We start from the raw sequence: 26,336 nt of genomic DNA on the forward strand, positions 1-26,336 counted from the left end.
TGGCCACGGTGGGTAAACATCGCATTAAAGGGTGGTATTCTTCTTACAGCTGTTTTTTTAGGGGGTAAAATTTGTTTTTTGGGGCCCTAGAAGGTGTTTTGTGGCGGATTTTTGTTTTCTTTGCATTTGTTTACTAGACTAAATCTAAAGAATGAAAAATTACACGCTTATACTTCTCCTTCTTTTGGGGTTGGCGTTCCCGTCCAAGGCACAAAGGTTGCTGGAAAAAGATTTCCAGGTGCTGAACATGAACGACGGAATTGCCGACAACGACATTCATTCCATTGAAAAGGATACGGAAGGTTTTATCTGGTTTGGCACCAGCAGCGGATTGAGCCGCTACGACGGGCAGGATTTCAAGACTTTCCGCATCACGGAGGCCCTTCATCGCACGGTGGGGAAAGTAGTCTCACTGAACAAAGATTATTTGCTGGTCCGTTCGGAGCGGACGCTGTTTCTGTTCGATAAGCGGCGGGAAAGGTTTCTCTCTCTCTGGGATGCGGAGCGGAACCGGATTGTGGACTTTACCCGTTTCGTGTCGACCAGCGACGGACATTGCTGGGGAGTGGCCGGAAACACGCTTTCGGAGATGGATTTGTCTACGGCTTCCTTCCGGGAAGATACGGCCTTTGTTTATTTGCAATCCACGGTCAAGGTGGAATCGGAGTCGGAACTTATGATGCTCTGTCTGGGAGAAGACGGGAAGAGTCTTTATGGTATAGGCCGGAAAGGTACGGTTTACCGTTATGACCGGGGGCAGAAGCGGCTGGAAACGCTTTGTGTCCGCCCGATGCAGCGGGATGTGCTGGTTACTTCGGCGTTGCAGGGGGATAATTTTCTGTGGATAACGACTCTCGGCGACGGACTGTATGGCTACGACCTGACGACTTGTGCGGTACATCACTGGAACTACGATCCAGCCAACCGCAACGAACAGCTCTCGCACAACGATGTGTTCCAGCTCCTGCCGCTGGGCGATTCCCGCTACATGGCTTTGACATGGAACGGCTATACGATGCTTACGCTGACACCGGAACGGGAACTGAAGATGCAGGCTTTTCATTCTTTCGGGAACAGCGGCAACCAGTACATCGAAACACGTATGGTGACCGGCTATTACGACCCCGAAGGACTGCTGTGGATTGGAACGGAAGGAGGAGGCGTGCTGTTTTCCGACCTGCGCCAGCTTTTCTATCAGCAATATGCACAGGCACATTCCAATGAACTATGCGGCATCCAGATGGATAAGGAAGGTTATCTTTGGCTGGCTACTTTTCATAAGGGCCTTTTGCGCAGCACGCAGCCTTTTGATGGAATTCAACCGTTGGATTTTCAGCCGATGGCTCCCGGTGTGGCGGCCATTCACACTGTTCTCTGCAGTGCGGCGGACACTCGCGGCGGACTTTGGTTCGGCTCCCGGAACGGGAGCGTACTCCGGTATGGGGAAGACGGCAGCTGGCAGGCACTTGGCTTGGACGAGGAGACATCGCCGGAGGTGTGGAGCCTTCTGCCTTTCTCGGAGAATGAGGCTTGGGCGGGCACCAGCAACGGGCTTTACCGGGTGAATCTCCGCAAGGGGACTTCGGTGAAGGTGGAATGGAACAATCCGCAGATTCCCGACCATATTCAGGTGCGTGCGCTGGCCCTTAGTGATGCCCGTACGTTGTGGCTCGGTACGACCCGTGGACTGTTGCGCCTCTCGATGGAAGGCAACCGGGTGGTACGCTCCTACGCCGGTTACGAGCGGGAAGCCGACCTCTCGCCGACGGACGTGGAAGTGCGGGCACTTTTGTTCGGTTCCGACCAAGTCTTGTGGGTGGGATATGCCGGCAACGGCCTGGGGGCCTGTTCGCCTGTAGACAACCGGATTTTATTTCATTATACCACGGAGGAGGGCTTGTGCAGTAATTTCGTGACCGCTTTGGCCGAAGACGGCGACCATTCCTTGTGGGTGGGCTCCAATTCCGGTATTTCCCGTCTGAGCCGTCATTTGCAGTCGTTCTACAATTTCTATATCTCGGGCAGCAACCGTTCTGTATTCTTCGGAAAGGATTTCCTGTTCTGGGGCAACCATAGCACGCTGACTTATTTCCGTCCCTCTCGGCTCCGCTTTCATTATCCCATCGAAAAGGGAAGGGTGGTGTTCACCAACTTGGAGGTCAACCATGCGTCGGTGCAGATTGGGGAGTACGTGAACGGACAGGTGGTCTTGCCCCGCTCCTTGCTTTATACCACGAGCCTGCATCTGAACCATGCCAACCGGAACTTTTCGCTTTCGTTCTCCAACCTGCTTTACCTGCACAAGCTTCAGAAATACCTCTATCGTCTGTACCCGTATCAGGAGGAATGGATTATGGCCGACGAGGGAGACAAAATCTCTTACGACCGTCTGCCTGCGGGAGAATATACGTTTCAGGTGAAGACGGTCTTTCAGGACCAGAGCGAGGGAGAGGTGAGCAGTCTGGCCATCGTAGTCGACCCGCACTGGAGCGAGACCTGGTGGTTCCGTCTGCTGGTGGCTGTGGGACTGATAAGCATGGTATTGGTCTACCTCCACCGCGTGCGCCTGAAAGAGAAGCGCGTACAGTATGAATTGCGGCTGGAGCACGAACTGTTTACGGTGAACATGGAGCGCAACAAGGAAATCGAGCTTCGCAAGGAGCGGGAAGATTTCTTCACGATGGCCGCCCACGAGCTGCGTACCCCGCTTACCCTGATACTGGCTCCTTTGCGTGAACTCCTGCACAAGACGCCCACTTCGCATCCTTTCTATGCCAAGCTGTCCATGATGTTCAAATATGCCGAAGGACTGCATACCCTGACCGACCGTCTGCTTTACATCCAGAAGGCAGAGGCCGGGATGGTGAAGCTCCGTCTGTCGCAGGTGGATGTGGAAGCCCTGCTGGTGGACGTGGCACAGGGGTTCCAGTCGCTGGCTGCCGAACGGAAGATAGATTACGCCTGGGAACTGGCGCCGGACTGTGTGCCGGTATGGGCCGACCGGGAGAAACTTTCATCGGTGGTGCAGAACCTGATATCAAATGCGTTCAAATACACGCCGGAAGGAGGAAAAATTCGTCTGAAAGTGGAACGGAAAGAAATAGACGGGAAACATTTCTGCTGTCTGTCGGTGAGTGATACCGGAAAAGGCATTGATGCCGTTCTCTTGCAGCATATCTTCGACCCCTTCGTGACGGGCAAGGAAGCGCCTGCTGTTTCTACGCATGTGGGTATTGGCCTGAAAATCGTGAAACACATCGTGGAGATGCATCACGGACGGGTCACCGTAGACAGCGAGCCGGGCAAGGGCAGTCTGTTCTGTGTGTACTTGCCCGAAGGAAAATCACATTTCAACGAAGACGACTGTACGTGGGAAGAAGCTACTGCCGTATCCCATGAAACGGCTCCCGTTTCGCCGGAACTGATTCTTCCAGTAGATTCGGAAAGGACCGAGGAAGAGGGGGAGAAACAGACCGCCGCCCGTCAGACGGTACTCGTAATTGAAGACAATACCGACATGCGCCGCTACTTGTGTGAATTGTTGCGGAAGCAGTATCGGGTGCTGGAAGCCGAAAACGGAGAAGAGGGTCTGGAGACCGCCGTGGAGCAGGTGCCCGACTTGGTGCTGTCGGATGTGATGATGCCCGTGATGGACGGGTTCACCTGCTGTGCCGAACTGCGCAAGCGGAAGGAAACGGCCCACATCCCCGTCTTGATGCTCACCGCCAAGGCCGAGGACAGGGACAGCGTGGAAGCCTCCCGACGAGGAGCCGACGACTACCTGCGCAAGCCGTTCAATCCGGAAGTGCTGTTGGCCAAGATAGCCTGTCTGCTCGACATGCGCCGTCGCCTGAAACAGATTTACACCCGTACGCTGCTGCATGCTTCGTCTGCTGCTTCAGCTTCGACGGAGAAACCGGAAAGCGTGGAAAGCGAATTTATGCAGAAGGTGTGGGCTTGTATCGAGGCGAATGTCAGTAATCCCGATTTCAATGTCAAGGTGCTGTCTGGGGAACTTCACATGAGCCTGGCCACCCTCTACCGCAAGCTGAAGCAGCATACCGACCTTTCAGCTGTGGAACTGATTCGCCACATCCGCATGACCAAGGCCGCCTTGCTGCTGATGGAGACCAGTCTCTCGGTAACGGAAGTGGCCGAGCGCGTAGGCTTCAACGACCTGCCCACCTTCCGCAAGCATTTCACGGACATGTTCGGCGTTTCCCCTTCCAAGTATGCCGAGAGCGGGCAGGGCGGAAACAACAAGTCCCAGCCAGAGGCCGGGACCGGGGTGTGATAAATCGCTCAGAGGAATGTTGTGCGGATAAGTTTACCCGCACAGGCTCCGGTACTCGTTCGGGGTGTGTCCCACCAGCCGCTTGAACATCCGGCTCATGTGTTGCGGGTACTGGAAGCCCAGGCTGTAGGCAATCTCGCTCATGGGCTTGGTGGTGGAAAGCAGCATTTCCTTCGCCCTTTCAATCACCTTTCCCTGAATGTATTCCGAGGCCGTCCGTCCCGTCTGCCGGCTGATCATATCGCCGAAATAGTTGGGTGAGAGGAAGACCTTCTCCGCAAAGTATTTCACCGTAGGCAGTCCCTCTTCCTGCGGTGCCGGACTGTCGAAATACTCGTCGAGCAACTGTTCAAAGCGCACGATAATGTCTTTGTTGGAGGCTTCGCGCGTGGTGAACTGCCGTTCGTAGAAACGCATGCAGTAGTCCAGCAGCAGTCCGATGTTAGCCGTAATCAGGCGGCGGCTGTGCTTGTCGGCCGGACGTCGCAGTTCCGTGTCAATCTTTTGCAGGCAGTCCATCACCGTGCGGCGTTCGTCCTCCGACACGTGCAGTGCCTCGCGGGTTTCGTAGGAGAAAAAGGAGTAATGCTTGATGTCCCTTCCCAGCTGCGTGCCCCGGATAAAATCCGGATGAAAGAGCAGTCCGTGGCATTGGGGCAGCATGCCTTCCTTCATACGGAAAGAGGCCACCTGACCCGGGGCGAAACAGACAATCGTCCCCTCCTGATAGTCGTAGGGCTGGCGTCCGTAGGTGATGTCTCCGCAACAGATTTCTTTCAGGAACAGGGCATACACCCCATAGTTTACTTTAAATTCCTGCGGCCACCGCGTAGCCTTCGACAAGTCGACCACGCTGACCATCGGGTGCAGGGTCTCCAGTCCGAAGAGCCGGTTGTATTTTTCCACTGAATCCAGTTCAATCACTTCTTCTTTCATCGTCTTTCCTCCATTTATTCTCTGGCAAATTTACGATTTATTCTTGGGAATCGCAATATCCCTTGGGAGGCCCTTTTCTTACGCTATCCCCAGCAATTCAATCTCAAAAATCAGGGTAGAGCCGCCGGGGATACCGGGCTGTGAGAACTTGCCGTAGCCCATCTCTGCCGGGAGGTAAATCTCCCATTTGTCGCCCACGCACATCTGCTGCATCGCGATAATCCATCCCTCAATGAGGTCGCTCAGGCGGAAAGCGGCAGGAGCACCTCCACGGCTGCTGTCAAATTTCTTCCCGTTGATGGTCCATCCCGTGTAGTGTGCGGTGACGATGCTCCGCGGTGTGGGATGCTTACCGTCGTTCGCTCCCGAAGCCAGTACCTTGTAGTAGATTCCCTTGGGGAGCGCCTGCACTCCCTCTTCCTTCGCCTTTTCGGCCAGCCAGTCCTTGTTGGCCTGCATGTATTCTTTCTTTCCCATTTACAAATGATTTTGGCGTAAAGATACGGATTTTCCGGAAACCGTTCTATTTCTGCCGCGAGGAATCGTCCAGCTGCATGCTTCTGATGCCCTCTTCGAAGGTGTGAGGCCGGTAGCCCAGTTCCCGTCGGGCTTTTTCGATGCTCAGTCCGCTGAACCGGGGGCGGGGAGTCTTTTCCTGCATCGCGGCCGTGTGTACCGGAAGGATGAGCGAACGGTCCAGACCCAGTGTGTCGGCCGTGCGCAGTGCCATGTCGGCCACGGTCATGCATTCTCCGCCGCAGAGGTGATAGATGCCGCGGACCGGCTGTGCGACGAGTTTTTCAATGCCCTGCACCACGTCGCCTACATAAGTCGGCGTGCGCCACTGGTCATCTGCCACCCGTATCTCCTGGTGGTTGCGCAGACGCTGGATGACCAGCGTGACGATGTTGCCGTGCTGTCTCGGATAAGGGGCTCCGTACACCACCACGATGCGGGCAATGGCATAGTTCCGGCAGATGGAGGCCACCACCTTCTCGCTTTCCCATTTCGTGCGGCCATAATAATTGACAGGAGAGGGCGTATCCTCTTCGGTGTACAGCCGGCAGGTATCTCCTCCGAACACGAAGTCGGTGGACAGATGGATGAGTCGGCTGCCGTATTGCTCACACAAGGTAGCCAGACTGGCCACGGCCTTTACGTTCACCGCATCGGCTTCGGTAGGATGCGTCTCGGCATAATCCGTGGCCGAAAGAGCCGCCGTATGGACCACCACATCGGGCTGCACTTCCTCCATCCGCTTTTTTAGTTCCGCTTCGTTTGTGATGTCCGTCTCCAGAAAACGGTAGCCGTGTGCCGGCGGACAAATGTCCGGATGCAGTGAGCAACCGGTGACCTGCCTGTCGGGTTTCTTGGCAAAAGCATACAGCAGGTGACGTCCTGTAAACCCGTTGGCTCCGACAATCAGTATTTTCTTGTTCATGACTTGTAGGTGAATCGTTTCAACGGTCAAAGGTACAAAAAAATGTGGGATTCCGTTCTGTCCTTAAAACAGTCCCTGCACCCATCCCCACAGTTCCGCACTGAGGTAGACCACCGCCTTGGCGAGCCAATAGATGAGCACGCACAGCAACAGGATGCCCACGGCAGTCAGCACGGCCTTGCGGTTCACCTCCCGGATGATTTCCTGGTCGCCCTCCACGAAGCCCACAATCAGCCGGAAGTTCTTGGTGTACGAGCGGCTGAAAATGTCCAGCAAGTCGCCAATCCAGAGCGGGATGATGCCCAGCAGCATGTCCGTCAGCATGTTGTAGATGATGGCCAGGGTGAGGGGGATGGACTTGATTCTGAACAGGGACACGGCGAGAAAAGGCAGCATCATGACAGACGAGAAGATGTCGCCTGCCGTCGGGAAAAGCAGGCCGATGAGAGGGTCCAGAAAATACCGGTCCATCACGTTCTTGATAGTCCTGATCAGTCGGTAGAGCGGGTCGGTTTCCCACTGCAGGTGTTGAGTATTTTGTTTCGTATGCTCCATTTAGTCACTTGTTGGGTACAAAGATAAGGGTATTCGTGGAGATTTTCCAGATAATTCCTATCTTTGGCATGGCGTAAAACTCTTTTGTAGGGTGATATGCAAGAAATGTTGTGACTTTAAATCAAATCAATAATTATGGATATAGACCAAAAAATATATTGCGGCAATGAGGCTATTTGTAGGAATATAGAATCCTTGCATGGGAATGAACGAGGCTTGTTGTCCCAGAATATCTTATCGCAGTTGCGCAACTTCCTGGAATGTATTTTTGTGAAGATTTATATGAGTACAGGCAAGCCGCTGGTAGAGAATGATTATCAGAACATAAAGGATGCCATCAAGTTTATGAATACGCTACAAGGCAAGTATCGTTTTTTGAATCAGTTCCATAAACTCTTGCAAATCTCCGTCTCTCATTACACGTTGGACCCGGACAGCTCGGAGAGACTGATGCTTAAATATTATGAATATCTGTTGCGTATTAAGACTTTTATGCGAGACAATTATAGGATGGAACTGCTGGAAAACCTTCATAAGTTTCCGTTGGATACGGATACGGCATTTACCCAGTATTATGAAGCGATAGCCAAAGTGCTGGAAAACAAGGCGGCCATTGCTCAAAAAACAATTCAGCACGGACGGTTCTATATCGAGAAGTCACATTCTGTAATCATTCATGATACAATTTTTTATGAAGTGACTTTTATTCCTGCCCACAATAAGTCCAGCAAGTTTGACCGGATAATCGCTTTCACAAAGCAGGAAATCTCTTCTTATTATGCTGTGGAACTTCATTTGGCTGAGTTTGATATTCAGGTTCTGGGGCGCAGGATGCCGATTGTGATTATTGTAGATTGGAGTGTTTCTATCAGGGCTTGTGAGCTCAGTAATTTTGCAAAGATTTTCGGCCGTTCGGAAAACTATAGAGGGCTTAAGGAATATTCCAACTTAATGCAATACCTGACGAAGTCTGGGATGAATCTTGTCGAGCTGATGGAGGCCTCAAATGAATTCTATGCTGATTTTATGAGCCATGTACAGGAAGGAACGAAAAACAATGTCCTCTCTTCCCTTCTGACCGTTTGCCGGAATTTTATAGCCGGAGATATGGAGGGAACCAACGTGGTGCGTTATTTGCTTTATCACTTGAATAATAAGATAATTAAACGGCAGTTGTCAAAATATCCGTGCCAAGGCTTGTCCGGTCTGTATTTATATCCCCAGTGTATTCCTTTTGACAGGATTCCGTTTAACTTTTCACTGTCAAAGCATAATCCGTCGGTTTCTGATTTGTTCTATTGTATCGACTCTTCCGGTCGCAAACATGAGTTGTTTGCCCGTTTTATTAAAAACAACACGGAATGTAATGGGGTATTGTACACTCCTGTGAGTGATGTGCAGCATTTTGAGGAACCAGAGGTGTTGGCAGAAAAATACAATGGTATTCTGTACAGAACCCATCAGCATTTGCGGATAGAATGTGACAAAGGACATTTTTATATCAAGCAATATGAAGACCATGTGCGGACTATCATCTCAAATCTGTTGGATCATACCGGGAGCGGGGTCAGGAATTATGTCAATTCCGTGGAAGCATGGATGAAAACCTCTGGAATTAATATAGACAGTGAGGAAAAGAGCAAAGCCATAAAGAACCTGTTCAAGGATTCGAAGGTCGCTCTTGTTTACGGTCCGGCAGGAACCGGGAAATCCATGATGATAAATTATATCTCTTTGTTCTTTAAAGAGAATCATAAGATTTTCCTTGCGAATACGAACCCTGCGGTAGAAAATCTCCGTCGCAAGGTCACAGCTGAAAATGCGGACTTCATGACGATTACAAAATTCCTTTCGGCTGGCAATTCCGATACGGAATGTGACATCCTGTGTGTGGATGAATGTAGTACTGTCAGCAATAGGGATATGGTGAAGATTTTGGAAAAATCCACCTTCCAGCTTTTGTTGTTGGTGGGGGATGTGTATCAGATAGAATCGATTTTGTTTGGCAACTGGTTCAGCATTGCCCATTTCATGATGCCGAAGAGCGCGGTGGTCGAGCTGACTACAACATATCGAACGACCGACCATGGGTTGAAAGAGGTTTGGGACCGGGTACGTCGGATAACGGACGACAGGCTGGAGTTTATCACACGGAATGGCTTTTCGTCAGTATTGGATGATTCTATATTCTCCAAAAGTGCGGAAGATGAGATTGTGCTTTGTTTGAACTACGACGGTCTGTATGGAATTAATAACATCAACAAGTTTCTGCAAAGCAATAATCCCAATCCTCCCATGAGAATCGGAGTGCAGATTTATAAAGTGGGCGATCCGGTCTTGTTCAACGAGTCGGACCGGTTTTCTCCTTTAATCTACAATAACCTGAAAGGGAAGATATTGTCCATAGAGGAGATGGAAGACTGCGTGTATTTTACAATCGAAATCTATATGGCAATCAATGAACTGGATGTGTCGGGACTGGACTTGGAACTGCTGGATTCCGTGGCTGGAGATACTTCTGTTATCCGTTTCAGGGTAGAGCTTCAAAATGACGGTGACGAGGATGACGATGACGTGGCCTCCGTTGTCCCGTTTCAGATTGCCTACGCTGTGTCCATCCATAAGGCTCAGGGCCTGGAATACGATTCTGTAAAAGTGGTGATAACCAATGAGATTGAAGAGATGATAAGCCATAATATTTTTTATACAGCTATTACCAGGGCCAAGGAAAAATTAAAAATATACTGGAGTCCGGAGACAGAAAACCGTATTCTGAAAAACATGAAAGAGCAGTTTAATGATAAGGACTACAAACTTTTTAAAGAAAAATTCAAGGCAGAACTAAATTGTTTTTAGGTAAAATTACGCTTTATTACAGTCGTATTGTTTTGAGTGTGGCGGAATGCGCCTATTTTTGTCACATTATTTGTGAACCTATGGACAAAAAACAGCTTAAATACTGGAAAACCTGTCTACTGGATGCCGAATGGAGCAATACCCCCTCCAATCAGGAACCGCGTGTTACGTTGAGAATTGGTCGCCGGATGCCGGAATATCTCCTTAAAAAAGACCGGGAGTTGCTTTTTCCGGACGAGACAGATTCCCCAAAGAAGCACAGTGTACGTATTGCTCCCTGTGTGCTGCTTCCCGAATATGAAAATGGCAAGCTCCTCGGCAGGCCATTCCCTGAATATCCTTTTTTTATCACTTATACCTTGTGGCCCGACGGTCGGTTGGGCATGCCGGAAAACCCGCTGGAGCGAGTGCCGGTGTTTGTCCGTAGGTTTCTTTCTCCCAATGCCAAGGACGACCGTACGATTGCTTCCCTTGCGGAGGTGGACTGTCTGCTGAAGGAATTCCCGTTGGAGCTGGCCGATGAGAAGGCTTATTGGCGGGCATGTGAGGGATTGTTTCGTAAGGCTACCGGAATGGCTTTCTCTGAAATGAACTATTCGGAGTGTCCGGAGATTGCGGTTACAAAGGCACCGGCCACGGGAATGGCACAGAATATTCTGCGACTTTACGACAAGCTGCTGAACAGCCGTGACGACTTTCCCCTGCTGGAATGTCTGACGCGTTGTGAATGTGAGCCGCTGCTTTCGTTGCCCGACCGGAAAGAAGTATATGCCAACCGGAAACATCTGGCGCAGATGAGCGGTGATTTTCCCTTGTCCGTCTCCCAACGCGAAACCTTGGCCATGTACACCCACCCCCGTTGCAGTCGGATTTTTGCCGTCAACGGCCCTCCGGGAACGGGAAAGACTACCTTCCTGCAGACGGTCATCGCCAACCGGCTGGTGAATTCCGTACTGTCGGGAGGAGAGCCCGAGCTCATTGTGGCCAGTTCTGTCAACAACCAGGCCATTATGAACATTCTCAAGGATTTCAAGATAGAAGCTGCGGATTCGGATGATTCCGAGGTACGTCTGGCCGAGCGCTGGCTGCCGGAACTGGATACACTGGGCTTGTATCTGTCCGGCAAGGCAGACGAGCGTTATGCCATGATGCTGAACAACCAAGGAAAGGGCTTTCCGGAGGCGTACGACCAGTCGGAGCGGGTAGACGAGTACCGCACGTATTACTTGGAGCGCTTCAACCGTCATTTCCATGCTTCCTGTCAGGACGAGACGGAGTGCCAGGAGTACCTGCGCGGTCGGATGTTGCTCTTGAGGCAGCGGATTGACACAGGTTTGGAGGTCGCCGTACAGAAAGAATGTGGTACCGGAAGCGGAGACGGAAGCTTATGGGCCCGGATGATGCACCGCTTCTGCAAGTCCTCTACCGTCTACGAAGAATTTGTGGCCCAGTGGGAGGAAAATGATGATTTCAAGAAATGCTATACCCGACTGACAGGGGGAGAGGAGTATAAGGACTTGCCCTGCATGGACGACATGGCCGTGCGACTGGACATCAGTTACCGTTATCAGATGTTCTGGTATGCCATCCACCATCGGGAGGCCGAGTTCATCCGTCGCCTGAGTTGTTGTACCGGAAACCTCAACAGTGAAGACCGCGGGGTGTATCTCGCCCGATTGAGGCGTCTGGCCTGCGTGTTGCCAGTATTCATCTCTACGTTCCATTCTCTTCCCCGCTATATGACTTGCACCTGCGAAGGTGAAAAGTTCGTCCCCCTTTACAATACCATCGACCTGCTCATTGTCGACGAGTCGGGGCAGGTGTCGCCCGAGCTGGCCGTACCTTCGTTCAGCCTGGCGCGGCAAGCCATTCTCGTGGGCGATGTGGAACAGATAGAGCCCATCTGGCCCGTGTCTGCCGAATATTCTTTTCTCAACCTCAAGCGCTTCGGGGTGGTGGCTTCGGAAGAAGACCCGCTCTACGGTTTCCTGTCCGAACACGGTTTCCTGTCCTCTTCCGGAAGCCTCATGAAAATGGCCCGGAAAAGTTGCAGTTTCCAAGTGGACGGCGAACGGGGCGCCTTCCTGCGCGAACACCGCCGCTGCCTAGATGCCATTATCGCCTATTGCAACGACTACGTGTATCATGGGCGGTTGGTTCCTCTGAAAGGCGACCGTCCGAAGTATACGGCCATTCCCGCCAAAGGCTATGTGCATGTGAACGGATTCAGCCGGAGAGGAAAGACCGGAAGCCGTTTCAATGAAGCCGAAGCCACTGCCATTGTAGCCTGGCTGGTCCGTGAAAAAAAAGGGCTGGAAAAAGCTTATGGGAAACCCATCCATCAGGTGGCCGCCATTGTCACCCCGTTCAAGGCACAGGAACGCCTCTTGCGTAACCTGCTGTCCAGCTTGTCCTCCCAGGAGGCTGAGCTGTTTGCACCAATGACCATCGGCACCGTCCATTCGCTGCAGGGAGCCCAGTATCCGCTGGTGCTTTTCTCACCTGTCAATTCGCCCGGCGATTCTTCCTTTTTTATGGAAGCGGGCGGAAAATACAACATGCTCAATGTGGCCGTATCGCGGGCGCAGTATCATTTCCTGGTGTTCGGCAACATGAACATCTTCCATCCCGACCGGGACACGCCGTCGGGTAACCTGGCCAAATGGCTGTTCGACGGTCTGCAGGACGAAATGTCAGCCGGTTTTGTCTATCAGGCCGAGTGTCCCTTGTGCCGTTATACCGAAGTCGACCGCCTGTCCACCCTCGAAGCCCATCGGGAGATTCTGCGCAGGGCGATTCAGACGGCCCGTCGTCGCGTGGTAATTGTGTCGCCCTTCCTCTTTCTGACTGCTTTGGAGAGTGACAACCTGATTCCCCTTATTCAGGAAGCCGTGGAATGCGGAGTAGAAGTGGTGGTCTATACCGACCATTATTTGGGCAAGGAGCACGGTCTGTGGCGCGCAGATACCCTGAAAGCTCGCCGCGCGCTGGTAGAAAACCACGTCAGTCTGCGGATTTTGAAAGGCATCCACAACAAGTCGCTGGCAGTAGACGACTGTCTGCTGGTGGAAGGCTCGTTCAACTGGCTTTCGGCCAACCGTGACGAGGAGAAAGCCCGTTACGAATGTTCCATCCGGGTGCAGTTTCCGGCGGCTGCCACCTACATTGAGCGGCTGGAACAAGAACTGTCACAGATTGAAACGGAAACCGTCTTCTACCGTCCGCGGGGAGGCGAGGGCTTCAGTCCGGACTTTTTCCGTCCACCCTTTCACTATACTTGTCCGCAGAGTCTCCTGACACATGTCCATGAACAGGTCGGCCGGCTGGGCGTTCCCGCGGCATCCCCGCAGGAAAGTGTGCGGCAACTCCGGGAAAAGGCTCCGCGTCACGGAGCATTCTGGACCGACGAAGAAATGCAGCTCGTGTGGGAACTGATGAACTACACCAACGTTCTGAGTGTGTTCACCGACTGCCTGCAACGCAGCGAGCGCTCCATCCGGTATAAAGTGGAAGGCACGGCCTCTTAATTCCCGGGGCCTTCTGCTCCTTTCCGGCAAAAACGCTATCTTTGCATAAACTATTCAAGAAACCTATGCAACTCACCTATATCTTCCACAGCGGCTTTGCCCTCGAGACCGACCGCTGCATCCTCGTGTTCGATTACTGGATGGACCCTGCCGGCGTGATGCCCTGTCTGCTGCGGTCGGCCAAGCCGATGTACGTCTTCTCCAGCCATTTCCACGAAGACCATTTCAACCGCGACATCTTCTCCTGGCGGACCGCGAAGACGAACCTCCGCTACATCCTTTCGAAAGACATTCTGAAACACCGCCGTGCGCAGAAGGATGAAGCCGACGCCTGGCTGGGCAAAGGCGCCACGTGGGAAGACGAGCGGGTGCGTGTGACCGCCACCGGAAGCACCGACAGCGGCGTGTCGTGGGTGATTGAGACCGGCGGCAAGCGCATCTTCCATGCCGGCGACCTGAACAACTGGTACGCCCGCTTCCTGACCGACGACTACCACGGAGGTATGGTCTATAGTCCCGACTTCGGCATGGAAATCGCCCCCCTGAAGGAAGAGAAACGTTACTTAGGCGAGCTGAAAGACATCCGCAAGCTCACCGACCGTTTCGACGTGGTGATGTTCCCCGTAGACGGGCGCATCGGCAACGGCTACACCCGCGGGGCACGTCAGTTCCTCGATGTGTTTCAGGTCGGTCTGTTCGTGCCCATGCACTTCGTGGCCAGCGGTTTCGAATCGGCCTGGCGGATGAAAGAGTTCACCGACGCCCAGTCCGTCCCGTTCTGGAGCATCCGGCAGGAAGGAGAGACGTATGTGGTGGGCAAGCGTATCGAAGTGGTGGCGGCGGTCATCGTCCGCGACGGGAAGTATTTCGCCACCCAGCGCGGCTACGGTGAGTTCAAGGATTACTGGGAGTTCCCCGGCGGGAAGATGGAGCCGGGCGAGAGCAGGGAAGAGGCCCTGGTGCGGGAAATCCGCGAGGAGCTGGACACGGACATCCGGGTGGAGGTCTTCCTCACCACGGTGGACTGTGAGTATCCGTCGTTCCACCTCACCATGCATTGCTATCTTTGTTCGGTGGTTTCCGGCAGCTTGGTGCTGAAGGAGCATGAGAACGCCGCCTGGCTGAAGCGGGAGGAACTGGAGAGTGTGGCGTGGCTTCCGGCGGATGTGAGGGTGGTGGAGGAGATAAAGAGGCAGTCAGGAAGTTAAAACTTTTTGTTTCTAGAAATGGAGTTTCTGTATCTCTTCATCTGAAAGCACTCCTTTCTCCTTCATGAAATCAATCAAATCTTCCATCAGGTAGCGGGAGCCAAATGTGTGAAGCACATCGTATGAAGGAACGATGTATCCATACAGTATGCCCGACTGTTTCAGTCTGTTATACACCTCACGTTGTGGTAAATGGAGAATTCGTGAAAGACTTCCAATACAGTAGGTGACAAATTCAAGAATATTCTTATCCATACACTCCAATGATTTATATTCACAAAGATAAAGTTTTTCAGGATTCTTTCTCAAAATATGTCAGCCAGTTTCATTTTATTTTGTACTTTCAGCTTGAAATTCAGAAACCAGCGAGCGATGTTAAAGAAAGAATATCTCTGTGTGACCGATGATACCGACCTGACCGATGATTCCCTTTGGAACGGACAGCGCTACGTGATTGACCGGCTGGCCGACATGCTGTATTACGACCTCTTTCAGGAAAGAATCGACAAAACGGAATTCAAAGAGATAGGTATGTACGGGGCTCTGGCGTTGCTGCACGACGACCGTTACCGCTATTTCAAGCAGGAAGTCTCCGAAATCGTGTCTTATCTGCTGGCCCATTTGGAGATTACCACCACTCCGCTCGGCGATGAAGTATTGCCCTGTATCGAGCTCTACGGATGCTATACGCGTGAGGAAATATTTACCCTAGTCGGGCGGCAGACTTTGGAGAAAAGAATGTCTGGTTCGGTATCCGGTGTGTTCAATTTGCCGGAGTACGATGCCACCCTGCTTTTCGTCACGCTGAACAAGTCGGACAAAGACTTTTCTCCTTCCACGCAATACGATGATTATGTCATCAACAAAGACTATTTCCATTGGCAGTCCAAGAATACCGACGCCCATCATAACCGTGGGGGACGGATTTACACCGAGCAACCTCAGCGGCACAACAAGATTGTGCTCTTTGTGCGTGAGGAAAAGAAAGATGGTTTTGGAAACACCTGTCCTTTCCATTGTTTCGGCCCCGTGGACTATGTTTCATCGCACGGTGATTTCCCCATGAACATCACCTGGCGACTGGAGCAACCGGTGATGCCGCAATACCTGAAAGTGGTGTGAAAAAGAGGGGATTAGTTTGTGATAAAAAACGGACAAATGTGCGCTGGACATTAATTTGAAGACGACTATGCACATCACGTTTGGAGAAGGGAACACACGCATGACGACTGTTTTTACTATTTTATATTTACGCTCTATTGGTTTTGAGGTGAGCAATAATGTTTGCCGATTATTCGTGGTATTTCCGTAATGCGTTGGTGAGAGCGAATTATAAGAATGCGCAGAAAGGGATTGATTACACACCCGTATATTTGGAACGCTTCTTCCGAAATCTGCTGTTGGGAGACCAATGGGACTTGCGCAATCGTTATCTTCACATTACTCCTTCCAGCGAATGGAAGAATCAGCCCAATCTGGCAGAAACTAGGGAGACAGGACAAGCCTGGGACAAGGTGCATACGGATAATCCGGAGATAGAGCGTCTGGTAGCAGTGATTGGGGAGGGATAATTTATTTTGTGTAAATTTTCGTTTATTTTCCTATGGCTCATCATTCTTTCGGGATATTTGCCTGGTTAAGTGGGAAGTTCCTTTCCACCCACCGCTCAATATTCTTTCGGGCGACTTCCGGACGGATGGCTTTTTCAAGGGGCATGCCTTCGGGCGTGAGACTGTCCACGCGACTGAATCCAGCCTGGAGCAGCGGCTCGGCGTCGAGGGCCTGTCCGGCCACCAGCCAGGTGGGGACGTGGTGAGCTTGTGCACGGCGCATCACCCGTTCCGGCAACTTGCCCATGAGGGTCTGACGGTCGGCACGGCCTTCACCGGTGAGGACCAGGTCGGTGTGGGTCAGGAGGGTGTCGAAATCGCAGAGGTCGAGCAGGAGGTCGGCACCCGATTGCGTGGTGGCTTGAAGGTATTGCAGAAAAGCGTACCCCAATCCTCCGGCAGCTCCGGCACCCGGCTGGGAGGAAGCATCTCTGCCCATGCGGCGGGCCGACTCTTCGGCAAACTGACGGGCACGGTGGTCCAGTACCTCCACCATCTCCGGTGTGGCTCCCTTCTGCGGGGCAAACACGTGAGCCGCTCCTTCCGGTCCGTAGAGCGGGTTGCGCACGTCGCTGGCCAGGATGAAGCGGCATCCGGAGAGTGTTTCGTGCAGCACCTCTTCTATCGTTCCGTCCGGCGCCAGACAGTCGGTCAGAGCCTGAAGCATCCCTTTTCCGGCATCGCTCGTGCCGCTTCCGCCCAGTCCGATGATAAAGCGGCGGCATCCGTGGCGTGCGGCGTGTCCCACAAGCTCACCCACTCCGTAGGTAGTGGCCACCAGCGGGTTACGCTCTTCGGCGGTCATCCGGGTCAGTCCGCAGGCTTGTGCGGTTTCGATGACGGCGGTTCCGTCGGGTGCGAGGCCGTAGCGGGCGGTGACGGGGCGCATCAGCGGGTCGTGTACTTCCACTTCCCGCATTTCTCCATGCAGGGCGGCGATAAAGGCTTGCAGCATGCCTTCGCCTCCGTCGGACATCGGGAGGGCACGTACTTCCACGCCGCGGGCGGTCAGGGCCTGCGAGAAAGCGTCTTCCACCTCTTCCGAGGAGAGGCAGCCTTTGAAAGAATCGAGGGCAAGTAAGATTCGCATAGGTTTGTAGTTCAGTGTAGCGATACTGACTACAAAATTACGTTTCTTCTGCTTATCGGCAAAATAAATTGTAACTTAAACCTATATGGAAGGCGAACATACCTTGGCCCTTGTTCGCCGGCTCTTCAGTCGCCATAACGAAGCCGATTCCTCCACTTGCTCCCAGGCGTTTGTAAATCTGGTGGGTGTATTCCAGAAATCCCCCGAACCCGATTTCCGTTTTCTGGTGCTTGCTGAAATACTGTGGACCGGCATAAAGGCTCAGTGCCAGAAATTTGGAAAGGTGCATCTGCATGCCTACGTTCCATAGGTAGCGTTTGTCGTCTGCTCTTTCGGACTTGAATTTTGTGTTGTAGCCAAACGCTACCGACAGACCGAATACCACAGGAGAAGTATAACGCAGACGAATCCCTGCATTGCCATAAGTAAAGCCGTAGCCTGCTTCCAGGTTGATGAGATGATACTCGTTGTTCCAGCCCTTGGCATCGGTAAGATCAGCCAGTGCCCGTCCGGCATTTGCGGCCCATTCACTGTTGGAAGAAGAATAGGTGGGCGTTTGGTAGTCACTTTCATTTGTCTGCGACTGGCTGTTGCTGCCTACATGAGGGAAGAGTGTCGTAAAGACATAGGTACGTATGGTCGGTTTGCCGGTTCCCATCGACACGCTTCCCGTAGGAGATAAAATTTGATTCCCTTCACAGTCGTATGCCTCAAACCAGCTCAAGGAATGAGGGATAGTGAGCTCTGTGACCAGCTGGAAGGTGCCGTAAGGTGTTTTCAAGGTGATGGGTGTACAAAGGTTGCCTCCGGCTTTGAATATGGTGTAATATTCATTTTCTGCCTGGGCCATTTGGAAGCTCGTCCATAGCAGAAGGACAAGAAAAACACATTTTTTCATAATCGTATGGATTTAAGGTGAAATGTCAGTAACACAAAGAAAAAAAATAGATTTGTTTTTCTTGTCATAGATTTTCAGGACAGGTGAAGCATAAAATAAGTGACAGCCGAGTGATAATATATGTGAAAATATCGAGAGAAAGTGGGGGCAGTAGTTGTTTTTTATCTTTTAATGAATATATTTGTATTTGTGAAATATATCTAATTTTAAAATCTATTTACTATGAATGCACAACCTAAAATCACACTCTCTGGAGTGTTGTCCGAAGGTATTTCCATCGGAATCAAAAATCTTGCATCGTTGATAGTGGCCAGCCTTTTGTGGCTTGTCACCATTTGGATTCCCTACTTGAACGTGGGGACAACTATCGCCATGAGCACCATTCCCATCGAACTGAGCAAGGGAAAAGTCATTTCTCCGTTGTTTATTTTCGATGCGAAGTACAGGAAGTACATGGGAGAATATTTCACTTTGAAAGGAATGATGTGGATGGCTATTTTCCCGGCTTCGCTTTTTGTCATAGTGCCGGGTATGATTAATTTCATTGGGATGGTCTCTGGCCTTGTTCATTCTGTTGGATAGAGGAGTGGCGCCAGGGGAGGCCATGATTCGTAGTAACAAAGCTACTTACGGTTACAAGTGGACTATCTTCGGAGTGGGGTTCGTATTGAATGTCTTGTTTGTTATTGTGGCATTGATTCTGCTCCAGATTCCGCATATCGGCGTTCTGTTGGTTTTCATTCTGATTGTCGTACTGATGGTGGCCCGGTTGGGATGCAATGCTGTCATCTATCGCAACTTGGTGGAGAAGGAGGAAGAAGAATCCGTTGCATAAGTAGCTGAACTTCTTATCTTGATTAAATTATACCCGGAAGAAGGCGGGCGGAATATATCCGAACGGACTTCTTCCGGTTTTTTTGTTTTCAGAGACTGGACGATGACTGGGCTTTCCACAGCTCCTCAATGAGCGGCACATAATACGTCCGCACCTCTTCCGCCGTGGGCGTATGCTGTCCGGGAAAGTGGAAGGCATGGGTGTAGTGCGTGAGGAAGAGCGGCTCGTAGTGCGCCAGACGGTCGTTCTCCCCGAAAAGGCCCCAGATGCGTTCGCGGCCTTCCGGCGTGCAATGGTCCCACTGATGGCGCTGTACCTCGGCAAACTCGTCTATCAGAGCCTGGTCGATGACGAAATGCGCACGGCCGTCTGCCCTCGGGGATTTGTACGCGTGGGGACCGAGGCGTTCGGCCAGGAAACGGGTCATCTCGAAATACGGATTGCCGAGCAGGGCCGGGAGACCGTTTTCGGAGGCCACGATTTGCGCCAGGAACGCCCCGTTGCTGTTGCCCACCAGCAGGTCGGGATGCTCCTGCTCACACAGCCGGCGGATAAAGGCGAGGGCCTCCTGCGGATGCAGCGGCAGGTCGGGTGTCAGGACGAGGGCCTTTCCGGCCATACATTCCTTCAGTGCCTGTGCGGGAACGCAAGCCCCCGAGGCGAAGAACCCGTGCAGAAAAATGAGTTTCCGTGCTTCCATCTCAACAACCGCTTCCGTCCAGGTTACAAGTGGCGCCTTCTTCCACCGGGCGTGAATGCAGGCCCGCGTCTTCCGGACGGAGGGTTACGGTGCCGTCTTCCAGCACGAAGCAGGGGATGCCCGCCGCGCCGATGCGCTTGGCTTCGTCGAACACGGGCGAGTGGTCACGGAGCTTGAGGAAAGCCTTGAGGTTCTTCACGTGCTGCCCGATGTCGATGATTTCGTATCGGTCGTTGCCTTTCACTTGTGCTTCCACGTAGGTGCAGTCTGGACAGGTGTCCATTCCATAAATCTTGATCATGGTCGTATCGTTTTTTAGGATGATTCAATTCGTGGGGTAAAGATACGCATTTTCCCCGTTCCGGCGATGAAAAACTGCGGTGCAAGTGAATACCCGAAGGGGATAATCCGTATCTTTGCGCGACTTTTTAAGGTAAGAAGAAGACAATGGATGCAATCGTGACGCAGATGATTATCCTGTTCATCCTGGTAATCGTCGGTTATTATCTGAGCAAGAAGAAAATGATGGATGCGGATTTCGACCGCAAACTTTCGGGACTGGTCATCAACGTGACATGCCCCAGTCTGATACTTTCGTCGGTGATGGGCGACACACTCCCGGACAAGGAACTGATTCTGCCGCTGCTCGTGGTGGGGTTCGCCACCTATGTGGTACTGATTGGAGCTGCCTTCCTGCTCCCGCGCTACCTGCCCGTCAAGATGGCCGACCGTGGTATTTACAGTTTCATGCTGGCTTTCGGCAACGTGGGCTTCATCGGCTATCCCATCGTGGCCTCCATCTTCGGTGCCAGTGCGGTGTTCTACGCCAGCATCCTCAACTTCCCCAGCACGCTACTGATTTTCGTGTTCGGCACCCTCTTCATCTCGGGCGGCGAGGGCAAGATGCGCTTCGACTGGCGCACGCTCTATTGTCCGGCGATGATTGCCTCGTACCTCTCCATCCTGATTGTGGTGACGGGATGGGTTCCGCCCCGCGTCATCAGTACCCCGTTCGTGTTGTTGGGTAATGTCACCGTACCCGCTGCCCTGCTCATCATCGGCTCGTCCATCGCCCAGGTGCCTATCCGCCGGATGTTCGGCAACACGGCCATCTACCTGATGGCGGCCCTGCGTCTGATGCTCGTTCCCTTGCTGATTCTCTATCTCTCCCGTCTCTGTCAGGTGGACGAGACCATCGCCAATATCAACGTGGTGCTGGCCGCCATGCCCGTGGCTTCGTACGGCACCCTGTTCTGCATCCAGTACCAGAAGGGGGAGGTCATCATGGCCGAGGGCACCTTCCTCACCACCTTGCTCTCCGTGCTGAGTATCCCGCTGCTGACGATGTTCCTGTAGCCTTATTTCAGCAGCGCTTCCAGTGTCTTTTCCGGTTCGTGGGGCAGGATTTTCCGCAGCTGTCCGAGCAACCTTTCACGCGACTCTTGCGGGGTGCGGTCCGGGTGACAGGCTTCCCGTCCGAAGAGGGCTTCGGGCGTGGTGAGCAGCGACCATCCCCAGCCATATTCCCGTCCGTGGCAGTCGCGGGGGTAGACGAAATCCTCCGTCACGATGTATCCGGCCATCTGCAGCCGCGTGATATAGGCGTCGAAACGGCTCCGCATCTTCGGTCCCGTGAAACCGCAGGAAGTCCGCAGTTTCCGGGTAATCTGATGTCCCTCAATTTTCAGTACGTCGAGAATCGTTTCTTCGATGCTCCCTTCTTCCGGATAGGGGAAAAGGCTCCGCCGGTAGTTGCAGAAATCGGGCCACCATTCGCGGCTGATGAACGCGGCTTTTCCCTTGAAAAACTTGCCGTAGGCGCAACCGCTTTCTTGCAGGATGGCGCCTTTCCATTCCCAGAGCGGCCATTCCCAGCCGCCGTCGGGCAGGCGGGTGTACTGGCAGTCTTCGTCGGTCACTTCCTCGGCCGACCAGCCGGCAATGCCCATGGAGAGCAGGGGCAGCATCCCCACCTGACGGATGTACTCAATCAATTCGGGGCAGGAGTGTATGAGTTCTTGTGGCATGGCTTTAGTCTGTAGTTTATTTTTAGGGAAAGATACACATTTTCCCGATTCCTTCTCAGAAGATGCACGTAATTTTTTGTGGAGATTCTTCTTGGAGAAGAAAACGCTCTCGATATATCGGAAAACGATGGGAGATTGACAGGCAAACCTTCCATCGTTTTCTACGTTTCCCGAACCGGAACCGTAAGTTTTCCGGGCGAGAAACGTACGTCTTCCGAGGCGGAAACCTACGTTTTCCACAAGGGAAACGTAGAAAATGCAAGGACGAAGGGAGGTCAATGCAGGGATGTTTTAGGATTTTTACGAAGATAGCTTCGACCTGAATGAAGCAGAACCCGTATCTTTGTCTGTCAATGTATCAAACAGACAGTCCTTATGACTCCACCTCTTATAGAACAATCTACCTTGGAAGAACGCCGGGCATACGTGCTCGACGCCTGGAAGTGCTTGCATAACTGTGAGTTGTGCGGAAAATGCCACGTGTTGAAAGGTCAGGACGTGGAAATCCTTTATGCTGATTACATAGAGGGACGGCGTAGTTACATGGAGGTGACCCTCGACATCCGGAACCGGAGTTACTGATTGGCTGTAAAGTAATTGTTGGAGGAATAAAATTATAAATATAGATAAATTAGTTGTATTAGTCTATGCAAGATATTACTAAAACATTTACAATCCAATGGGTTGGCCCTTTCAAGAATATACAGCAGCTGAAGTCTTATCTTGAGGATAATTCTACTTGTGATAAATCATTGTTTAATTTTTATTATTTCTCAGGGAATAAAAAAGGTAAAGGACATTCAGCCTTAAAAATTTATACATATTTTGGTATTCATAAGAAATCTGATGGAATAGAGAAACGTCTTAACAATTATCATACGCATTATAAAGATTTTCATGAAAATGATAATATGAGAATATGGATTGGGGCTTTTGGTAATGAAAAAGATCAGAAAGAAGAGAATATAGAAGATGCTGAAACTCTATTTATCAGTACTTATGGTAAGAATATTTTTACTGAAAATGAGAAGAAAGTAAAGGCCATTATACGAGAATCGATTTGTATAATCAATCTTTTTTATAAAACAACAGAAGAGCCATGGATAAGAAAACCTGCAGATATACTTTTCATGGATGATGTGCTTATACATGAAACTGAAGAAAAAATTAAACGTACTCTTGTAGCCAAATTAAAATCTGTCAGATGGTAAAATAATAGATATGAATGTTTCTTTAAATAAAAGTAAATTAGGTGGTATTGGGGAGAATATGGTTCAAACCAAATTAATGCAGTTAGGGTTAAATGTGGTAAATGCGAATACTATTATAGCTAACTATGAAGCTGTGGATTTAATTTGTTCTCAGCCTGGGAATAAGAAAAACGTTTACATACAAGTAAAAACTTGTAGAGGCAATAACTTTCCTATTGGGATGACTTTGGCAAAATGTACTAAGGATTATCTAGAAAGGAAGGTTAAAGGTCCGTGGGTTTTTGTACATGTTGTCGGTGAAGGAATCAATATGGAATTTCAGTATTATATTCTGACAAGAGAAGAAATGATTGCTTTAGCGTCTGAAAGCAATTTTTGGTATATCAATCAATGGAAAAAGACATATCGATTAAAGCCTGTGAATCTCAACAGTGCTTGTGGTATTGATTTGAAATGGTTAAGAGCAGAAGGGGAAGATAACAATTATAAACATGAGGCTTTTATAAACCCGATAACAGCTAATACAGAAAATAAGTGGGAGAAAATATTGGATGAATTTGAGGCTGAGGATGGTATTAATGTAATACTCGGAACTTTCACAGGCGTAACTGATTTTCAGAAGGAAGATAAAGAGAATGAGTTAGCTAGGCAATTCATGCTCCTTGCTAAAAAACTCTTGTATGGTGGATACTTTCTTGTGAATGAGAGAAGACGTATTTATTTGGAAGATATTGAATTCTATTATCATGAAGAACAAACAGATGGTTTGAAAGATCCGGCAATGTATCATACTTCAGATTATGAAAAGCGTGATGATTTGCCCTATTTCATATTAGGATCTATGAACTGTCATGTGTCGGGAATAGATATTACATTTGAAAATCAGGTGAAAGAATATAGAGCGTCGTTTCTCATTAGAGGATATAGAGTTGAGTCACTTACTAATGACACCTGGACGGAAACTAAAAAGTATGAAAAACGTGCTACTTACATTTATGAGGATTTGATGATGGGAATTTCATTGAATAGTAACTTGACTATTGGATGGGTCAATGAAAAAATGCAAAGTGAAAATTATGAGATAGGGGTTGGATGCAGAATAAATGTTCCAGCTTTTATAAAAGACGAAAATGGTCGTTTTGTAAAGGACGGTAATAGAAACTATATGAAAGAGGAAATCGGGGAAGCGCAATATAATATCTTACCAAAGGGTCTGCAATCAGAGTATTTTTCCTACTCAGGAAAACGATACAGAAAATGCAATAGGCCATGGCGTTTTTATAAAAAATAATTTATCAATAAAATCTTGAATAAAATGACACCAGAAGAATTTGAACGATATGTGGCATGTATATTTGAATCTAAAGGATATAAAACAGAAGTAACGAGATATTCTGGAGATTATGGTGTGGATGTTTTTGCTTTTAAAGGGAAAGAAAAAATAGCCATACAAGTAAAGAAATTTGGAAACTGTACACGAAAAGTTAATCGTGATGTTTTCTTGAAACTGTATGGTTCTCAACATTTTTTTGACTGTACTAAAGCTATTGTTGCCACAGACGGTAAAGTAATGGATGACGTGGTTGAGGTTGCCAAAAAACTGGGTATTGAAATCTTTTCTGTGGATACAAAAAAGATAGAAAAATGTAGACCTGATAATCAATCTACTGTCAATGATGCAATAACAGAAGACAATAGGCTATATCCTGATTTTTCGTTAATATGGGACAATTTTATCAGGCCATTGGAAGGGAAAACTCTTTTTAATTCAAGAGGACCAAACAGAATACTTGAAGTTAATAATACAGCATTAATACGTTCTTCCATAAATGACATACCAAGTGAAATTGATTATGATGATTTTAAATTGGCTTATGAATATCTCGCAAAAAAAGGCTCTGTAACTCGAGATTATATCAATCAGCAGATTGATAAGAGATGTTCTTCCATTATTTTTTTGGTTCTTGCGCAGGTTCCTTTTATTGAGGAATTGAAAAATCCTACGCAAACATTAAAAATGAAAAGTGAATATATTTATAAGTAGATTTCAGATAATGTAAACTCACAAATGCCACTATAAAACTGAAGTAGAAAATTGGGCTCTCATAAGAAGAGATTGTTGGTCTTCGTTTATGGAACTTCAGTTTTATAGGATATTTTCACCGCTTGGTCAAAGTAATCATGAACGTGACGGCCACGATGGCAATGGTGATACCCACTACGATGTTTGTGGTAAGCGGTTCGCCGAACACAACCGTGCCGACCACGATGGCGGTGATGGGCTCGAACACCCCGAGGACGGAAGCCTTGGTGGCCCCGATGTTACGCGAGGCGATGGCCAGAGTCGCCGTGGAAACCACCGTCGGCAGGAAGGCGAGTCCTACCAGGTTGAGCCAGTCGTGTGCGTGGGTGAGACCTGCGGTGAGGGCGGTATCGGAAATCAGAATTTTTCCCAGAAACACAATCGCTCCCACGGAGAGGGCATAGAAGGTGAGCAGAGAATTGGAGATGCTGGCGATGGCCTTGCTCCGGTTGATGATGACGATAAAGAGGGCGTAGACCAGGGCCGAACCGATGGAAAGGAGTACACCGATGGGGTTGAGCGCCTGTGTGCCGTCGCCCTGCGTCATGATGAGGACGCCCCCGAAGGTTGCCGCGATGGCCAGCCACACCGGCCAGGAAGGCACCACTTTCAGGAACACCATGATGATGGCCACCAGCACCGGGTAGAGGAACACCAGCGTCGTGGCCAGTCCGGAAGCGATGTATTCGTAGGCATCGAACAGGAAGAGGCTGCTCGATGTGTAGAGCAGTCCGAGGATGAGCAGGATACCCGCCTGTTGTCCGGAAACCCGGAAACTCTGCCGGCGCACCAGCAGAAACAGGGCCAGAATCAGTACGGCAAAGAGATAGCGGAAGAAGAGGATGGATTCGGTGGCGGCGCCGTGCTTCATCAGGGGAACCGCAAACAAGGGGTTCAGTCCATACGTGATGCCGGTGATGATTCCCGCCGGATAGCCGATGAGGGCGTTCTTGCTAAGTTTTTTCATGTGTTTGCAGAAGTAAATGTTTGTCGGGGTGCAAAATTAGTCATAAAATGGAAACGTGGGCTTCCCCGCGGGCACGAATCCGTGCGCCGGGGAAGGAA

22 protein-coding genes and 3 pseudogenes are annotated in these 26,336 nt (G+C 50.5%); 14 read left to right on the forward strand and 11 right to left on the reverse strand.

Translation table 11 applies throughout. The features are described from left to right. The first annotated feature begins 151 nt into the window (after nucleotides 1–151). Nucleotides 152–4,294, forward strand: a complete 4,143-nt coding sequence (locus BQ7480_RS08185) for a hybrid sensor histidine kinase/response regulator transcription factor (RefSeq protein ID WP_072542483.1) — start codon at nucleotides 152–154, stop codon at nucleotides 4,292–4,294. 33 nt (nucleotides 4,295–4,327) lie between these two features. On the opposite strand, the gene BQ7480_RS08190 is transcribed toward BQ7480_RS08185, so the two are convergent. The 4 genes from BQ7480_RS08190 to BQ7480_RS08205 form a co-directional block, all read right to left on the reverse strand. Continuing rightward, nucleotides 4,328–5,230, reverse strand: coding sequence for a helix-turn-helix domain-containing protein (locus BQ7480_RS08190; protein WP_072542484.1), 903 nt, complete (start codon nucleotides 5,228–5,230; stop codon nucleotides 4,328–4,330). Between the two features lie 78 nt (nucleotides 5,231–5,308). Next, the gene (locus BQ7480_RS08195) at nucleotides 5,309–5,707 is read right to left on the reverse strand and encodes a BamJ family beta-barrel-assembly machinery protein (RefSeq protein WP_072542485.1); all 399 of its coding nucleotides are present in this window, start codon (nucleotides 5,705–5,707) and stop codon (nucleotides 5,309–5,311) included. Nucleotides 5,708–5,753: 46 nt separating this feature from the next. Then, nucleotides 5,754–6,671 (reverse strand): SDR family oxidoreductase, encoded by a 918-nt coding sequence (locus BQ7480_RS08200; protein WP_072542486.1) that lies wholly within the window; start codon nucleotides 6,669–6,671, stop codon nucleotides 5,754–5,756. Nucleotides 6,672–6,734: 63 nt separating this feature from the next. Further along, nucleotides 6,735–7,226, reverse strand: coding sequence for a DUF4112 domain-containing protein (locus BQ7480_RS08205; protein WP_072542487.1), 492 nt, complete (start codon nucleotides 7,224–7,226; stop codon nucleotides 6,735–6,737). A gap of 135 nt (nucleotides 7,227–7,361) precedes the next feature. Between BQ7480_RS08205 and BQ7480_RS08210 the strand changes: the two genes are divergently transcribed. The 4 genes and pseudogenes from BQ7480_RS08210 (at nucleotide 7,362) to BQ7480_RS18020 (ending at nucleotide 14,817) form a co-directional block, all read left to right on the forward strand. Continuing rightward, complete coding sequence (locus BQ7480_RS08210) at nucleotides 7,362–10,082, forward strand: ATP-dependent DNA helicase (RefSeq protein ID WP_072542488.1); 2,721 nt, start codon at nucleotides 7,362–7,364, stop codon at nucleotides 10,080–10,082. Nucleotides 10,083–10,162: 80 nt separating this feature from the next. After that, a complete protein-coding gene (locus BQ7480_RS08215) occupies nucleotides 10,163–13,609 on the forward strand; it encodes an AAA domain-containing protein (RefSeq protein ID WP_072542489.1) in 3,447 nt (1,148 codons plus the stop codon). Nucleotides 13,610–13,674: 65 nt separating this feature from the next. Further along, nucleotides 13,675–14,415 (forward strand): annotated as a pseudogene (locus BQ7480_RS18155) (MBL fold metallo-hydrolase); the annotation flags it as partial. Nucleotides 14,416–14,442: 27 nt separating this feature from the next. Further along, nucleotides 14,443–14,817, forward strand: a complete 375-nt coding sequence (locus tag BQ7480_RS18020; RefSeq protein WP_317043166.1) for a (deoxy)nucleoside triphosphate pyrophosphohydrolase — start codon at nucleotides 14,443–14,445, stop codon at nucleotides 14,815–14,817. A gap of 12 nt (nucleotides 14,818–14,829) precedes the next feature. Here BQ7480_RS18020 and BQ7480_RS08230 read toward each other — a convergent pair whose 3' ends face one another. Further along, nucleotides 14,830–15,072, reverse strand: coding sequence for a DUF3791 domain-containing protein (locus BQ7480_RS08230; RefSeq protein WP_072542490.1), 243 nt, complete (start codon nucleotides 15,070–15,072; stop codon nucleotides 14,830–14,832). A 204-nt stretch (nucleotides 15,073–15,276) separates the two neighbouring features. On the opposite strand from BQ7480_RS08230, the pseudogene BQ7480_RS08235 reads away from it, so the two are divergent. Further along, nucleotides 15,277–15,939: pseudogene (locus BQ7480_RS08235) on the forward strand (DUF3427 domain-containing protein); the annotation flags it as partial. Between the two features lie 79 nt (nucleotides 15,940–16,018). Continuing rightward, nucleotides 16,019–16,259, forward strand: a pseudogene (locus BQ7480_RS18160) (Fic family protein); the annotation flags it as partial. A 169-nt stretch (nucleotides 16,260–16,428) separates the two neighbouring features. Here the strand turns inward: BQ7480_RS18160 and BQ7480_RS08245 are convergent. Together BQ7480_RS08245 and BQ7480_RS08250 are read right to left on the reverse strand one after the other, a co-directional pair. Continuing rightward, nucleotides 16,429–17,517: a glycerate kinase family protein gene (locus BQ7480_RS08245; protein ID WP_072542492.1), complete on the reverse strand. Its 1,089-nt coding sequence runs from the start codon at nucleotides 17,515–17,517 to the stop codon at nucleotides 16,429–16,431. Nucleotides 17,518–17,569: 52 nt separating this feature from the next. Next, nucleotides 17,570–18,415 (reverse strand): hypothetical protein, encoded by an 846-nt coding sequence (locus tag BQ7480_RS08250; protein ID WP_139255746.1) that lies wholly within the window; start codon nucleotides 18,413–18,415, stop codon nucleotides 17,570–17,572. Between the two features lie 222 nt (nucleotides 18,416–18,637). On the opposite strand from BQ7480_RS08250, the gene BQ7480_RS18165 reads away from it, so the two are divergent. Together BQ7480_RS18165 and BQ7480_RS18170 are read left to right on the forward strand one after the other, a co-directional pair. After that, on the forward strand, nucleotides 18,638–18,997 hold the full coding sequence (locus BQ7480_RS18165; protein ID WP_235816657.1) for a hypothetical protein: 360 nt from the start codon (nucleotides 18,638–18,640) through the stop codon (nucleotides 18,995–18,997). A 22-nt stretch (nucleotides 18,998–19,019) separates the two neighbouring features. Further along, the gene (locus BQ7480_RS18170) at nucleotides 19,020–19,250 is read left to right on the forward strand and encodes a hypothetical protein (protein WP_235816658.1); all 231 of its coding nucleotides are present in this window, start codon (nucleotides 19,020–19,022) and stop codon (nucleotides 19,248–19,250) included. An 88-nt stretch (nucleotides 19,251–19,338) separates the two neighbouring features. Here BQ7480_RS18170 and BQ7480_RS08260 read toward each other — a convergent pair whose 3' ends face one another. Next, on the reverse strand, nucleotides 19,339–19,950 hold the full coding sequence (locus BQ7480_RS08260; protein WP_072542494.1) for a YqiA/YcfP family alpha/beta fold hydrolase: 612 nt from the start codon (nucleotides 19,948–19,950) through the stop codon (nucleotides 19,339–19,341). 1 nt (nucleotide 19,951) lies between these two features. After that, a complete protein-coding gene (locus tag BQ7480_RS08265) occupies nucleotides 19,952–20,251 on the reverse strand; it encodes a glutaredoxin-related protein (protein ID WP_072542495.1) in 300 nt (99 codons plus the stop codon). A gap of 146 nt (nucleotides 20,252–20,397) precedes the next feature. Here BQ7480_RS08265 and BQ7480_RS08270 point away from each other — a divergent pair, with 146 nt between their 5' ends. Beyond that, the gene (locus BQ7480_RS08270) at nucleotides 20,398–21,306 is read left to right on the forward strand and encodes an AEC family transporter (protein WP_072542496.1); all 909 of its coding nucleotides are present in this window, start codon (nucleotides 20,398–20,400) and stop codon (nucleotides 21,304–21,306) included. Between the two features lie 2 nt (nucleotides 21,307–21,308). On the opposite strand, the gene BQ7480_RS08275 is transcribed toward BQ7480_RS08270, so the two are convergent. Further along, on the reverse strand, nucleotides 21,309–21,977 hold the full coding sequence (locus BQ7480_RS08275; protein ID WP_072543957.1) for an AlkZ-related protein: 669 nt from the start codon (nucleotides 21,975–21,977) through the stop codon (nucleotides 21,309–21,311). Nucleotides 21,978–22,352: 375 nt separating this feature from the next. Here BQ7480_RS08275 and BQ7480_RS08280 point away from each other — a divergent pair, with 375 nt between their 5' ends. The 4 genes from BQ7480_RS08280 to BQ7480_RS08295 all read left to right on the forward strand — a co-directional run bounded on the left by BQ7480_RS08280 (nucleotide 22,353) and on the right by BQ7480_RS08295 (nucleotide 25,232). Further along, the gene (locus BQ7480_RS08280) at nucleotides 22,353–22,559 is read left to right on the forward strand and encodes a hypothetical protein (protein ID WP_072542497.1); all 207 of its coding nucleotides are present in this window, start codon (nucleotides 22,353–22,355) and stop codon (nucleotides 22,557–22,559) included. A gap of 65 nt (nucleotides 22,560–22,624) precedes the next feature. Continuing rightward, nucleotides 22,625–23,188 (forward strand): hypothetical protein, encoded by a 564-nt coding sequence (locus BQ7480_RS08285; RefSeq protein WP_072542498.1) that lies wholly within the window; start codon nucleotides 22,625–22,627, stop codon nucleotides 23,186–23,188. Nucleotides 23,189–23,198: 10 nt separating this feature from the next. Beyond that, entirely contained in the window at nucleotides 23,199–24,479 is a 1,281-nt protein-coding gene (locus tag BQ7480_RS08290) for a hypothetical protein (RefSeq protein WP_235816659.1), read from the forward strand. 24 nt (nucleotides 24,480–24,503) lie between these two features. Next, nucleotides 24,504–25,232, forward strand: a complete 729-nt coding sequence (locus tag BQ7480_RS08295) for a restriction endonuclease (RefSeq protein WP_072542500.1) — start codon at nucleotides 24,504–24,506, stop codon at nucleotides 25,230–25,232. 115 nt (nucleotides 25,233–25,347) lie between these two features. Here the strand turns inward: BQ7480_RS08295 and BQ7480_RS08300 are convergent, their stop codons facing one another. Further along, nucleotides 25,348–26,238, reverse strand: a complete 891-nt coding sequence (locus tag BQ7480_RS08300) for an EamA family transporter (protein WP_072542501.1) — start codon at nucleotides 26,236–26,238, stop codon at nucleotides 25,348–25,350. Nucleotides 26,239–26,336 lie beyond the last annotated feature (98 nt).

It is taken from the genome of Bacteroides mediterraneensis, assembly GCF_900128455.1.
Lineage (GTDB): Bacteria > Bacteroidota > Bacteroidia > Bacteroidales > Bacteroidaceae > Phocaeicola > Phocaeicola mediterraneensis.